The sequence below is a fragment of the Metabacillus rhizolycopersici genome (genome assembly GCF_020075705.1).
On the sequence record NZ_JAIQUM010000016.1, the window covers coordinates 42,703 to 56,995 of the forward strand.

Annotated in this window: 12 protein-coding genes; 11 read left to right on the top strand and 1 reads right to left on the bottom strand. The window is 35.3% G+C overall.

Annotation, left to right across the window (positions count from 1 at the left end; translation table 11 throughout):
• Window positions 1-207 precede the first annotated feature (207 nt).
• From miaB to mutL, 5 genes are all read left to right on the top strand, one after another.
• Entirely contained in the window at window positions 208-1,734 is a 1,527-nt protein-coding gene (gene miaB, locus K9V48_RS09720) for a tRNA (N6-isopentenyl adenosine(37)-C2)-methylthiotransferase MiaB (RefSeq protein WP_224138721.1), read from the top strand.
• Window position 1,735: 1 nt separating this feature from the next.
• Window positions 1,736-2,170 (top strand): regulatory iron-sulfur-containing complex subunit RicA, encoded by a 435-nt coding sequence (gene ricA / locus K9V48_RS09725; RefSeq protein ID WP_224138723.1) that lies wholly within the window; start codon window positions 1,736-1,738, stop codon window positions 2,168-2,170.
• A gap of 648 nt (window positions 2,171-2,818) precedes the next feature.
• Entirely contained in the window at window positions 2,819-3,361 is a 543-nt protein-coding gene (gene cotE, locus K9V48_RS09730) for an outer spore coat protein CotE (protein ID WP_224138725.1), read from the top strand.
• A gap of 244 nt (window positions 3,362-3,605) precedes the next feature.
• A complete protein-coding gene (gene mutS, locus K9V48_RS09735) occupies window positions 3,606-6,197 on the top strand; it encodes a DNA mismatch repair protein MutS (protein WP_224138727.1) in 2,592 nt (863 codons plus the stop codon).
• 38 nt (window positions 6,198-6,235) lie between these two features.
• Entirely contained in the window at window positions 6,236-8,152 is a 1,917-nt protein-coding gene (mutL, locus tag K9V48_RS09740; RefSeq protein WP_224138728.1) for a DNA mismatch repair endonuclease MutL, read from the top strand.
• Window positions 8,153-8,365: 213 nt separating this feature from the next.
• On the opposite strand, the gene K9V48_RS09745 is transcribed toward mutL, so the two are convergent.
• Window positions 8,366-8,737 (bottom strand): helix-turn-helix domain-containing protein, encoded by a 372-nt coding sequence (locus K9V48_RS09745; RefSeq protein ID WP_224138730.1) that lies wholly within the window; start codon window positions 8,735-8,737, stop codon window positions 8,366-8,368.
• Between the two features lie 1,114 nt (window positions 8,738-9,851).
• Between K9V48_RS09745 and K9V48_RS09750 the strand changes: the two genes are divergently transcribed.
• The 6 genes from K9V48_RS09750 (at window position 9,852) to K9V48_RS09775 (ending at window position 14,157) form a co-directional block, all read left to right on the top strand.
• On the top strand, window positions 9,852-10,073 hold the full coding sequence (locus tag K9V48_RS09750) for a phage holin (protein WP_224138731.1): 222 nt from the start codon (window positions 9,852-9,854) through the stop codon (window positions 10,071-10,073).
• Window positions 10,074-10,417: 344 nt separating this feature from the next.
• Entirely contained in the window at window positions 10,418-11,362 is a 945-nt protein-coding gene (gene miaA, locus K9V48_RS09755; RefSeq protein WP_285872541.1) for a tRNA (adenosine(37)-N6)-dimethylallyltransferase MiaA, read from the top strand.
• 39 nt (window positions 11,363-11,401) lie between these two features.
• On the top strand, window positions 11,402-11,626 hold the full coding sequence (gene hfq, locus K9V48_RS09760; protein WP_224138735.1) for an RNA chaperone Hfq: 225 nt from the start codon (window positions 11,402-11,404) through the stop codon (window positions 11,624-11,626).
• 595 nt (window positions 11,627-12,221) lie between these two features.
• A complete protein-coding gene (gene spoVK, locus K9V48_RS09765) occupies window positions 12,222-13,190 on the top strand; it encodes a stage V sporulation protein K (RefSeq protein ID WP_224138737.1) in 969 nt (322 codons plus the stop codon).
• Window positions 13,191-13,252: 62 nt separating this feature from the next.
• Window positions 13,253-13,591, top strand: a complete 339-nt coding sequence (locus K9V48_RS09770; protein WP_224138739.1) for a hypothetical protein — start codon at window positions 13,253-13,255, stop codon at window positions 13,589-13,591.
• Between the two features lie 227 nt (window positions 13,592-13,818).
• Window positions 13,819-14,157 carry a hypothetical protein gene (locus K9V48_RS09775; RefSeq protein WP_224138741.1) on the top strand — a complete coding sequence of 113 codons (339 nt, stop codon included), beginning with the start codon at window positions 13,819-13,821 and terminating at the stop codon, window positions 14,155-14,157.
• The last annotated feature ends 136 nt before the right edge of the window (window positions 14,158-14,293 follow it).

Below are 14,293 nucleotides of genomic sequence, written 5' to 3' on the forward strand. Positions count from 1 at the left end.
TTAACCAAAATGAAAGAATATTTACCCCGCACTAACGGACAGTAATACACTCACCACCAAGCAATTACTGGATCAAAGTGGCGAAGGTGGAGGGTATTTGCCCATAAAAGCTAAGGTAAGTTTCACAAACCATTAGTGGAGAGTAAAGAAAAAACCACTGATAGAGTGATCATCAATGTAAGGAATGTTTGAAAGGAGAATAACATAATGAATGAACAGCAACGTAAGGAAAGTACTCAAGTAAACCCATCGGACAAAAAATCCGAAAAGGACTACAGCAAGTATTTTCAAGCAGTGTATATGCCACCTTCCTTGAAGGACGCGAAAAAACGTGGAAAAGAAGAAGTACAATATGATGGCTTTGCTATTCCAGAACAATTTAGAGGGATGGGGCAAGGAAAGAAATTTTACATTCGCACATACGGTTGTCAAATGAATGAGCATGATACAGAGGTTATGGCAGGTATTTTCATGGCACTAGGCTATGAGCCAACAGATGGTGTTGCCGATGCCGATGTTATTTTACTAAACACCTGTGCGATTCGTGAAAATGCAGAAAACAAAGTATTTGGTGAGCTTGGACACTTAAAAACGTTGAAAAAGGGCAGACCTGACTTATTATTAGGTGTTTGCGGCTGTATGTCTCAGGAAGAATCTGTTGTAAATCGTATTTTAAAGGTTCATCCGTTTGTTGATATGATTTTTGGAACACACAACATCCATCGTTTGCCTAACATCTTAAACGAAGCCTATCTTTCAAAAGAAATGGTCGTTGAAGTATGGTCAAAAGAAGGGGACGTTATTGAAAATCTTCCTAAAGTACGTAAAGGGGAGATTAAAGCATGGGTAAACATTATGTACGGCTGCGATAAATTCTGTACGTACTGTATCGTTCCGTATACACGTGGGAAAGAGCGTAGTCGTCGCCCTGAGGAAATTATCCATGAAGTTCGTCAGTTGGCTGCTCAAGGCTATAAGGAAATCACACTTCTTGGCCAAAACGTAAATGCGTACGGAAAAGACTTTGAAGATATGGACTATGGTTTAGGTCATTTAATGGATGAAATTTCTAAAATTGATATTCCGAGAATTCGTTTTACAACAAGTCATCCGCGTGACTTTGATGATCATCTGATTGAAGTTTTAGCAAAAGGTGGAAATCTATTAGATCATATTCATTTACCAGTACAATCTGGTAGCACCGATGTTCTAAAGATTATGGCCCGAAAATATAGTCGTGAACATTATTTAGAATTAGTACGTAAAATTAAGGAAGCAATGCCAAATGCATCGCTAACGACAGATATCATTGTCGGTTTCCCAAATGAAACAGAGGAGCAATTTGAAGAAACACTTTCATTGTATCGTGAAGTAGGATTTGATAGTGCTTATACGTTTATCTATTCACCACGTGAAGGTACTCCTGCAGCAAAAATGGAGGACAACGTACCAATGGAAGTGAAAAAGGAACGTCTGCAACGACTAAATGCTCTTGTAAATGAAACATCTGCTAAAAAATTAAAGGAATATGAAGGGCAAATTGTTAACGTTCTTGTCGAGGGTGAAAGTAAAAATAACCCGGATGTATTAGCAGGCTACACTGAAAAAAGTAAGCTAGTAAATTTTAGAGCACCTAAATCTGTCATTGGGCAAATTGTAAAGGTGAAAATTACAACAGCAAAAACTTGGACACTTAACGGAGATATAGTAGAAGAATCAGTTGAGGTGAAATAAGATGGCATTGTATACAAAGGACGATATCGTAGCAAAAGCTCGAGAACTTGCACTAATGATTTCTGAATCAAATGAAGTTGATTTCTTTAAGCGCGCAGAGGCACAAATCAATGAAAATAAAAAAATAAGTGAAATGCTTGCACAGATAAAAAGTCTTCAGAAACAGGCTGTAAATTACCAGCATTATGGGAAGCATGAAGCATTAAAGCAAGTTGAAGCGAAAATTGAAAAAATTCAAGATGAATTGGATGAAATCCCAATTATTCAAGAATTCCAAGAATCTCAAGTTGAAGTAAACGATTTACTGCAGCTTGTTTCTCATACGATTTCAAATAAAGTAACCAATGAAATTATTACCTCAACAGGTGGAGATCTGTTAGCAGGTGAAACAGGATCAAAGGTCAAAAGTTCATCTGGAGAAAACTGCTCTTACTAGTTAAAAACGAGGCTATGGCAAATACGCTAGCCTCGTTTTTTTATGTTCTTTTTTAGAAACCACTCACGATCAATTGAATTCAAATTGAAAATACCTCATGCTATCAGACAGAGAAAATTCAACCAGAATGAATTTTTTTTACAAATAAGCATATCGACGACGAACATTTCATACATTTATTTGAATCATTTAACTTGACTAATAGTCCAAGAACGAGTTTGTAGAATGATTCGTTTAAAACAGGAAAGCGAGATTTACCCTAATCTTTATGAGTAGTTATCCCACACCTATCTTCTTTGCTTCTCTAGAATCTTGAGGTAGGAGATTTACAAAAGCTAGGTTAACAACTAAAAACCTCATATAACGAATTGAGAATAAGTTCGAATTCATTTGGTGATCGTCATTGCATTTAATAGAAAGTACTTGATGATGAAAGAAGTCCCAACAGATAAAATGGACATAAATTTTTTGGAGTAAACAAGCACCATTTTCGCTTTTTAGGCACATATTCATTTCTCAACGCATACAATGAACTATACGGTTTCATGTAATGGAGAAACCTGTCATCATTTTCGTTAATTAGTTAGCACAATCGTTAATTGCCTAGCATAGGATTATATGAAGATTTATTGAGGAGGGTATGCTCGAATGTCTGAATACAGAGAAATAATTACGAAAGCAGTAGTTGCGAAAGGCCGCAAATTTTCACAATGTACACATACGATTACACCATCGCAAAAACCTGCGAGCATTTTAGGTGGTTGGATCATAAACCATAATTATGATGCACACAAGAAGGGTAAAACAGTTGTCGTAGTAGGAACTTACGACATAAGCGTTTGGTATTCCTACAAAGAAAACACAAAAACAGAGGTAGTAACAGAGAGAGTCGAATATGAAGATGTCATTAAATTAAGATATAAGGATGACAACTTTCTTGATGATGAACACGAAGTGATTTGTAAAGTATTACAACAACCAAATTGTCTAGAGGTTACAATTTCACCAAATGGCAATAAAATTATTGTTCAAGCAGAAAGAGAGCATCTCGCAGAAGTAATTGGTGAAACAAAAGTGTGTGTACACGTAAACCCAGATGGTTGTGAAGATGATGAAGATTGGGAAGAAGAGTTGGATGACGAATTTGAAGATTTAAACCCAGAATTTTTAATTGGAGACGTTGAAGAGTAACTAGGAGGAAAAGCCCTCCTAGTTTCTTTTTAGCTAATGATAATGTTATGTAAACTAAAAGAAGTGACCACTGGATTATGTCGTTCAATTCCTTATGGCTATGATTGATAGAAAAATAATCCTAAAATGAACATTTCACGTTAGGTTCCTGTGATTTCCATTCACATTATCACAGGGAATTGTCGATCTATGCTATAATAATAGTTGATTTTTAAGTACGTTTTAGTGATATTGGAGGATTAATATGGCAACATACACGCCGATGATACAGCAATATTTAAAGATTAAGGCAGACTACCAAGATGCCTTTTTATTTTTTCGTTTAGGTGATTTTTATGAAATGTTCTTTCAGGATGCCATCAATGCATCACAAGAATTAGAAATTACGTTAACTAGCAGAGATGGTGGTGGAGATGAGAAAATCCCGATGTGTGGGGTTCCTTATCATGCTGCACCTAATTATATTGAGCAACTTATATTAAAAGGATTTAAAGTTGCGATTTGCGAACAAACAGAGGATCCAAAGCAAGCAAAAGGTGTAGTAAGAAGAGAGGTTGTTCAGCTTATTACACCTGGAACGGTGATGGATGGAAAAGGCATTCATGACAAAGAAAATAACTATATTGCTTCAATTACAGCATTTGATTCCCAATTTGGACTTGCTTTAAGTGATTTAACAACGGGTGAAAACCTTGTGGCGATTTGTTCAAGCTTTGATGAAATTTTGAACGAGATCTATTCAGTTGGAGCAAAGGAAGTTGTCATTTCAAGCAATTTTCCTGATGAATGGAAAAAGCAACTTATTGACCGTTGCCAAGCAACATTATCGTATGAATCGGAAACGACGATCTCTTCAGATTTTGTAGAGATCATCGAGGAATTACATGATGAACGATTCACCTGCACATTTGGAAGACTGTTAACCTATCTTCAACGAACACAAAAGCGTAGTCTTGAACATCTTCAACAGGTGAACGTGTACTATTTACACGATTCAATGAAAATTGATCTTCATTCAAAGCGAAATTTAGAGTTAACTGAAACGATTCGCTCAAAAGGGAAAAAAGGATCGTTATTATGGTTATTAGATGAAACAAAAACGGCGATGGGCGGAAGATTACTAAAGCAATGGGTTGATAAGCCATTAGTCAACCGTGCAAAAATTGAAGCTCGTCTTACAATGGTCGAAACATTGATCTCGAACTATTTTGAACGCGAGGATTTACGTGCTCTACTTAAAGAGGTATATGACTTAGAAAGACTTGCTGGACGAGTTGCCTTTGGAAATGTGAATGCAAGAGATTTACTTCAATTAAACAAATCACTTCAACAAGTCCCAGCTATTGAAGAGCTATGTCAGTCGTTAAAAAATGAAGTTTTTCTGTCCGAACCATTAGATGCTTGTGAGGACTTAAGTAAATTATTAGAAGATGCAATTGTTGAAAACCCACCTCTTTCAGTGAAGGAAGGAAATATTATAAGAGACGGTTATCACGCCCAGCTTGATCAATATCGTGATGCAAGTAGAAATGGTAAAACGTGGATTGCGCAATTAGAGCAGCAAGAACGTCAAAAAACAGGGATTAAATCATTGAAAATTGGCTACAACCGAGTGTTTGGCTATTATATCGAAGTGACAAGAGCAAATCTGCATTTATTACAGGAGGGCATGTACGAGCGGAAGCAAACCTTGACGAATGCAGAGCGTTTTATTACACCTGAATTAAAAGAAAAAGAAACATTAATCTTAGAAGCAGAAGAAAAGATTGTTGAACTCGAATATCAATTATTTGTCGACCTAAGAGAACAGGTGAAGCAATATATTCCTAGATTACAGCTATTGGCTAAGCGTATAAGTGAGCTGGATGTTCTTCAATGCTTTGCAACAGTTAGTGAAAATCGTCATTATAGTAAGCCACAGTTTTCACAAACAGGAGAGCTTTTCATGAAAGATGGCCGTCATCCGGTCGTTGAAAAAGTGATGGATTCACAAGAGTATGTTCCGAATGATTGTTTTTTCAATGATCAGCGTCAAATGCTTCTCATTACTGGTCCGAATATGTCAGGGAAAAGTACGTACATGCGTCAAGTTGCTTTAACCGCGATTTTAGCGCAAATCGGCTGTTACGTACCTGCATCAGAAGCGGTGTTACCAATTTTTGATCAAATCTTTACTAGAATTGGTGCCGCGGATGATTTGATTTCAGGACAAAGTACATTTATGGTGGAAATGCTTGAGGCTAAAAATGCGATTGCACATGCTACCTCGCAAAGTTTAATCCTATTTGATGAAATTGGAAGAGGGACGTCAACCTATGATGGTATGGCGTTAGCACAGGCGATTATTGAACATATACACGAGCATATTGGTGCAAAAACATTATTTTCTACGCATTACCATGAGTTAACGATCCTTGAAGAACAATTGAGCTCGTTAAAAAATATTCATGTTAAAGCCATTGAAGAGAATGGTAAGGTTGTCTTTTTACACAAAATTGAAGAGGGTGCCGCCGATAAAAGCTATGGCATACATGTTGCTGAGTTAGCGGATCTGCCAAAGTCTCTTATTACACGAGCTAAGGAAATTTTAATCGAATTAGAAGCTGATAAAACAGTAACAAAACCAATGACGAAGGAAACAGTTGTAAAAGAAGAAGTTTATACAGATGCGCAACTATCTTTATTCTCTGAGGAAAAGAAAATACCTAAAAAAGCTCCTTCCTTACAGAAAAAAGAACAAGCTGTTATTGATTTATTGAAGTCAATGAATTTATTAGAAATGACACCATTAGATGCAATGAATGAATTGTATCAGCTCCAGAAAAAAGTAAAATAGAGTGCCAGAATGGTTAAAAACAAAGAGAGGTGAGAGTCTTGGGAAAGATTATTCTTCTAGATGATCAGCTATCAAATAAAATTGCAGCTGGTGAGGTTGTCGAACGACCTGCTTCTGTTGTGAAAGAATTAGTAGAGAACGCAATTGATGCAAATAGTACTATTATAGAAATTGAAATCGAGGAAGCTGGTATAGGTAAAATCCGCATCCTTGATAATGGTGATGGCATTGAACAAGATGACTGCCTAAATGCCTTTCATCGACATGCAACAAGTAAAATAAAGGATGAAAATGATCTGTTTCGCATTCGAACATTGGGATTTAGAGGTGAGGCTTTACCAAGTATCGCATCTGTTTCCATGCTTGATATGAAAACAAGTACTGGATTAGGCGCAGGAACCAACATCGTATTAATCGGTGGGAAAATTGAAAAGCATGAATCAACAGCAAGCCGAAAGGGCACAGATATCACTGTTCGTAATTTGTTTTTTAATACTCCAGCGCGCTTGAAATATATGAAAACCGTTCATACGGAGCTTGGTAATATTACCGACATTGTGAATCGAATTGCACTTTCACATCCTGAGGTTTCAATCCGTCTTGTTCATAATGGTAAAAAGCTGTTACACACAAATGGAAATGGTGATGTACGTCAAGTTTTAGCGGCTATTTATGGGATGTCAATTGCTAAAAAAATGAAGAAAATTACGTTAGAATCACTAGATTTCGATGTGAGTGGCTATGTTGCTCTACCAGAAATAACAAGAGCCTCTAGAAACTATATTTCTACGATTATTAATGGTCGTTTTGTTAAAAACTATTCACTTGTAAGGGCAATCCAACAGGGCTATCACACATTGCTTCCAATCGGCCGTTTTCCAATCGTTTTCATTGAGATAAAAATGGATCCAATCCTTGTTGATGTCAATGTTCACCCATCTAAGCTTGAAGTAAGATTGAGTAAAGAAGCAGAATTAAATGAACTAATAACAGCTGGAATTCGTGATGTATTTAGACAACAACAGCTCATTCCATCTGTCGAACTTCCTAAAACACAAAAGTTAAAGTCATCCGATGAACAACAGCAATTCACGTTTGATCATTCGTCTAAAAGTGAATTACAAACGCAGCAATCGTTTAGCGGGGATCATCAAAATCTATTCGTAAAAGAGGTTCAGTTAGCATCGAGTCCATCACAAAATATGCCAGTATTTGAACTGCCCGTGTTAGCAGATGATTTTGACCCCTTTGAAACGATCGAGCAAGATGTAACAGTTAAAGATCTGGAACAGACACCGAAATTTGAGGAAAAGGTTGAAAATGATTCATTTCCTGCTGATGATAAACATGAAGAACAGATTTCAACAAATGATCGTGTACCACCTTTATATCCAATCGGTCAAATGCATGGAACGTACATTTTAGCACAAAATGAACGTGGGCTTTATATCATTGATCAGCATGCTGCCCAAGAACGAATTAAATACGAATTTTATCGGGAAAAAGTAGGGGAGATCCATTCAGAAGTGCAAGAGCTCTTAGTTCCCCTAACTTTTGAATATTCAAATGATGAAACGATGATTATAGAAGCACACATGGACACTTTTGCGAAAGTTGGTATTTTCTTAGAACCGTTCGGTCGCAACAGCTATATCGTCAGATCACATCCACAATGGTTTCCAAGAGGCGATGAAACGGCAATAATTGAAGACATCATTCAACAAGTGTTAGATGAGAAAAAAATCGATATAAAAAAACTACGTGAAGAAGCGGCAATCATGATGAGCTGTAAAGCATCGATTAAAGCAAACCACCACTTACGTAACGATGAAATCTTTGCTTTATTAGAAACGCTCAGAAAATCGTCAGACCCGTTTACATGTCCACATGGAAGACCGATTATCGTGTACTATTCAACGTATGAGATGGAGAAAATGTTTAAGAGGGTAATGTAATTTCTATACGGGTAAAACGTTGATGTATCAAGCGTTCTACCCGTATTTTTTGTTGAATTGACCACATTTCTACCACATTCATTGTTCAGTGCTTGTTTTTTTAAGTGCTTGTACAAAATTTTCAGATGATACTGCCTGTAAATTAATTTGCAATTCCAGTTTTAGCAATGGACTTCTATTATTATGTATATTTCAGTATTTGATATACTCTTCCTATTGGAGGGGGTGTTTATTTTGTTTTAGTATTTCATTTTCCAACTTCTCGGTTCTCTTAAAATCCCGTTCAACCATTTTATATACTTGACGAGGATTCAAATTCCTTAATTGCATTTCTTTAATCAATGAAGCCCATCGAGGTTCGATCTCCCAAATTAAATTTTCTAACCCTAAAATATATTCTGGAGATACCGCATATGTTTTGCATAGTTTGATTAGTATCTCTAGGGTGCATGGTCTAATTCCATTTTCTATATTGGATAATCCTTCTTTGTAAAAACCGATCGACTTACAAACATCAATATATGATAAATTCCTTGCAATGCGAACAGCTTTCAACCTTTCTCCAATTTTTTGTATAGAATCCATACCCCCCCCTTGTGTAATTTAACCTAAGACAATTAGATCACATGAAGTTTAAGTATTCTTTAATTTAATGTAATCCAACGTTTAATTTCCATATTTCAATCTTCATATCACGTAATTTAATTCTAATTTTCCTCAAAGCACCTTCAACCAACTTTTTATATGGCTCCTGAATTTTAAAATTAGCTTTATTATTGGATTGAAATTTCAATAGAAGAAAAAAATTAGATCGTGAAACAAAACAAATGTTCATGAAGATGGATAATAAAAAGGGTAATGTAGGGAGATTTCGCTTTCTATTATGCTAGAAAAAGTTCACATCAAGGCTAATACACAAAGCCATTTAAAAAGTGAAGGGTAAGTGGACCTTTACTTTTTAAATGGCTTTTTTACTGCTTAGGAATTTATAAAATTCTTGTACTGTGGATAAGAGCACGACATCTAGCGTAAGCGTCCGGCCCCGAAGCACAGGACGTCGCATTCTTGACTGCCTCTAGGGTCTACAACCACTTTTGAATAGAAGGCAAAGTACGCTTTCTACTCAAAAGCATTTTATGCTATGCCTAAGGCTGATCAAGGAGCTTGCGCTTTTGTTCCTATTTCGAAATAGAGATGGAACCAGTTGGAAATGGATGAATATACTAACAAAAAGAGAAAGGAACATCATTATGCTTGAGCTACTGATTTATCTGACCATTGGTATACTGTATTCAGTATATAAAATCAATGAGTTAAAGCGTTATGAGATCATCCTAACAACTATATTCTGGCCTTTACATTTGTTGCTACAATTCATTAAGTTGGTTGATGAGATAAAACAAAATAATAGAAGATCATAAGTCCTCTAAATGAGGGCTTTTATATTGTCTTGCGAAGGTATGGACATACCCATGAAAGGAGTAAAGGTCCTACAAGGTTATCCCCATCACTCTCCTTTGATGCTCCTAAGGCTCAAGATTTGGGTATTGCCAGTTAAGAATGGGATAAAAAATAAATAATACGTCTAGTAAAAGCAAAATTGAATATATAAAGATATGAAAGAGGATTTGTATGATTATTAGAATGTTAGCTTTCACAATGAAAAACTGATTGATCCCATCTAAAGGAGGTACTTCATTTGGACAAAGCGAGTTTTACACGATTTATTTTATTAATTGTAGCTGCAATAAATGCCGTGTTAAATATGCTTGGTTATCAAACGATTCCTGAAGATTTTGTAAATGATTTTATTGCTGTTGTTTCTGGTTTTTATTTTCTTTATGCAGGATGGAAAAATAATTATCTGTCCAAGAAGGGGTTAAAACAAAAAGAAGTATTAAAAAAGAATAATTTAAAGTAAAGGTACTAACCCGATTTATTTTCAGCAAAAATCCCCCACCGGAATGAAAGCAATGGTGGGGGATTTTTCCCATTGAGATCGCTGTAAAGATAGGACTGTGCTATTTTTATGAGCGAAATTATCTTTTGGTTAATACAATAATAATGTTATGTAAATCAAATGATGGGATAACTAGAAATTTACTCGTTTTAGACTTTTTCGGAAAGGTATGGATTTTTGAACAATGTTTTTATTCGTGTGGAACAATGTTTACAAATATATGAAATAGGAAACAATAATCTGGTGTTCATGTAGTTCACATGTTAAGATGATGAACGAAGTATTTATCAGATTCGAAAGAGTGATTGTTATTGGAGAAAAAGAAGCTCGTCGTCATCATTGGTCCTACTGCTGTAGGAAAAACAAAACTAAGTATCGATTTAGCACATCGACTTGATGGAGAAATAATTAGTGGTGACTCCATGCAAATTTATAAAGGAATGGACATTGGAACTGCGAAGATAAGCGTGAATGAAATGGAAGGGATTCGACATCATTTACTTGATATTAAAAGTCCTGAAGAAGACTTTTCGGTTGCTGAATTTCAGGCAAATGTCCGGCCATTAATTGAAGAAATTGCTAATCAGACGAAAACGCCGATGATTGTTGGAGGTACTGGTTTATATATACAATCTGTCTTATATGATTATCAATTCACAGAAAATCCATCAGATCCCGAATATAGGTCCAAGCTTGAGGCTGAACTGAAAGATAGGGGTGCAAAGGCGATCCATCAATTACTGGAAAAAATTGATCCTGAATCGGCTTGGAAAATTCACCCAAACAATAGTAGAAGAGTCATTCGGGCACTTGAGGTTTTCCATTGCACAAATAAAACGATGTCTGAATACATAAATAGTCAAGAGCAAGAACCTCTTTACGATGTTGCATTAATTGGATTAACAATGGACCGAGAAATCCTCTATGACCGCATAAATCAGCGGGTGGAGATTATGGTAAAGCAAGGTTTACTTGAAGAAGTAAAGCAGCTTTATGATAAGGGCATTCGCAACACCCAAGCGATTCAAGCAATAGGCTACAAAGAGATTTATGACTATTTTGATGGGAAAATGACATATGATGAAGCGATTAACCAATTAAAGCAAAATTCAAGGCGCTATGCAAAACGCCAACTGACATGGTTTCGTAATAAAATGGAAGTAAAATGGTTTGATATGACCCCACCAATTAAGTATGATGGAATGGTTGATGATATTTTTACATACATAGCAGGAAAGATTCAACTTTAATCGAATTTAAAAGGTATAGAGAAAAGAGGAGGACGAAACATGAAACAATCAATTATCATTCAAGATCAATTTCTTAACCAATTACGTAAGGATGGTATATTTGTTACCGTATTTTTACTTAATGGATTTCAATTAAGAGGCACCGTAAAAAGCTTTGATAATTTTACTGTGCTGTTAGAAACAGAAGGTAAACAACAGCTTATCTATAAACATGCGATTTCAACGTTTGCACCACAAAAAAATATTCAGTTAGAGCTTGAATAGTAACATTAAAAGGAGCAAATCGTTAAAATTCGATTAGCTCCTTTTGTCATTTTTTAATTAGCCACAGCAAAGAATCTTACAGACCTCGTAAAGCGGGAGTTACCTGAAACTTTACGGTCAGTGTTTCCCACCTACTTTTTATGATTCTCTTGAATCTTGAAATAAGATGGTATTGCCCGTTACGGAAGGTATTAACCTAAAAAACTTCCTACAATTGTAGTAAATTTCTAAAAAATGAATATAAATAAAGGAATGAATATTTCTTGGGAAAGCGCATAAAGTAACAATTTTCATATATTTTCGACCATTTTTTGTAAAAGTATAAGCTTGATTATTGAACAAATTGAAGTTTTTCCGCATCAATTGGCAGCAATCCTTTGATTTCAAGATCTACATATGAACTAGCGCTTAGAACCGCAAATAAACGTCAAGTATGCTCCAACCGACCAAAAGTGCGGATAATCGCTCCATGAATTGATGACGATTCTCTGTGGAGTGAAGTTGAAAACGTACACGAAAAGGTGATATTTCAAGAAGTTGGTGCTACTAGTAGTTAATTTGTGATAAATAGCATTAGACTGTGGGGTGAAGATCTTTGGAACAAGATCGTGCAGTTACGTATAAAACGAATGGACAGATAAATATTGTCTTAAATAATCAATCAAAAGAAAAAATCGAAAATAATGTAAGCTCAACTTCCTATGACTTGAAAATTCCTAAGGTTGAAGAGAAGCACACTGTTCTTAAGGAAATTGAAAACGAAATGAGTTCTCTCGTTGGAATGAATGAAATGAAACGAATGATAAAAGAAATCTATGCGTGGATTTTTATTAATAAAAAACGTGAGGAACAAGGGTTAAAGGCTGGAAAACAAGCCCTTCATATGATGTATAAAGGAAATCCAGGGACTGGTAAAACAACAGTAGCTCGTTTAGTCGGGAAATTGTTCTTTCAAATGAACGTACTTTCGAAAGGCCATCTCATTGAGGCTGAAAGAGCAGATCTAGTAGGGGAATATATTGGTCACACTGCCCAAAAAACACGAGATCTTATTAAAAAGGCACTTGGTGGGATCTTGTTTATTGATGAAGCCTATTCACTTGCAAGAGGTGGTGAAAAGGACTTTGGTAAAGAAGCAATTGATACGTTAGTAAAGCATATGGAAGATAAACAACATGATTTTGTTTTAATACTAGCGGGGTATCCACGAGAAATGGATAATTTTTTATCACTTAATCCAGGGTTATTGTCCAGATTTCCACTAGTCGTTGATTTCCCCGATTATTCAGTAGATGACCTGATGGACATATCATTAAGAATGATGACTGAACGAGAATATCGTTTTAGTCATGATGCAATGTTGAAATTAAAGGAGCATTTGATGGTCGTTAAAACAATGACAACACCTGCCAAATTTAGCAATGGTCGATATGTACGAAATATCATCGAAAAATCAATCCGTTCGCAGGCGATGCGCTTATTACTTACTGATAAATATAACCGTGATGACCTTTTAACAATCAAAAGCCAAGATGTAGTGTTATCTGATGAAAAAGTAAATTAGATAAAAGACGATCCATAACGTGGTTTTTCATACTGTTACTGATCCAATTTTTGGAGGTTGTGATGAAACGTAAACTTATCATTTTATTTTTACTACTTTGCATATTTCTTATATTATTCATTAATTTTGAAAAGTCACATGAAAAACAAGCAGTTACGAATCCTATCGAAGAAAGTGAATCACTTGGATTATATAAGACATTTACTTATATTATTACCGATATTAGTGGTAATGAATATTCTGGTCAATCAGTTGATGGTAAAACGAAAATTCACTTTAATCTTGAAAATGTAAAACAACCGATAACAGAAAAAATTAATGTGAACGACAAAATTCTGGCATATGTTGAAACTACAAATCATGTAAATGGGATTTTGAAAATAGAAAAACTAGATAAATAGAAATGAAGTTTGCAAATAAAAAGAGGTGATTCTCGAGGAATTACCTCTTATTTTTGTAGAGTGATTTCTAAAATTAATAAATATTATCGATAATATGTAAAGTGATACGTTAACAGCATAAGATGAGCGATATTCGTTCGAGAAAAGCTATTGAACAATCAAATGAATGCGCTTTCTTTTGCGTGGTGGCGATGATAAAATATTAAGTATAAGAGGGAGTGATGATGGTGAGTGATAACAAATTATTTTTAGAAGAGCTTACATATATTGTGGGAAATGAACGATCACTTAATGAGAACGTTATTGGTCAAATAATAGGAAAATATCATAAAAGTCGGATTCTCATTACTAAAGTTTACCAAATTCTAAATAATAATAAATCCATCTTACCATTTATTCATGATATAGAAGCAACAATTATTGATTACATTGTTAGGGAAGAAATGTCATATGAAAAAACATACTACGGAGCCACTTTATATGTAGCTGATTTGTTTGAAACAACTCCGACCTATATTAAATGTAAAGTGAACCAATCAAGAAAATCATTACAAAAAATCAATTAATAGATAAGAACAAAAGCGCAAGCGCCTTGGTCAGTCTTGGGCAAATAAGTGGCTGTAGACCCTAGAGGAGCTAGGCGCTGGATGTCGTGGGCTTATCCACAGTACAAGAACTTTTTATAGTTCGCTAAACAAAGAA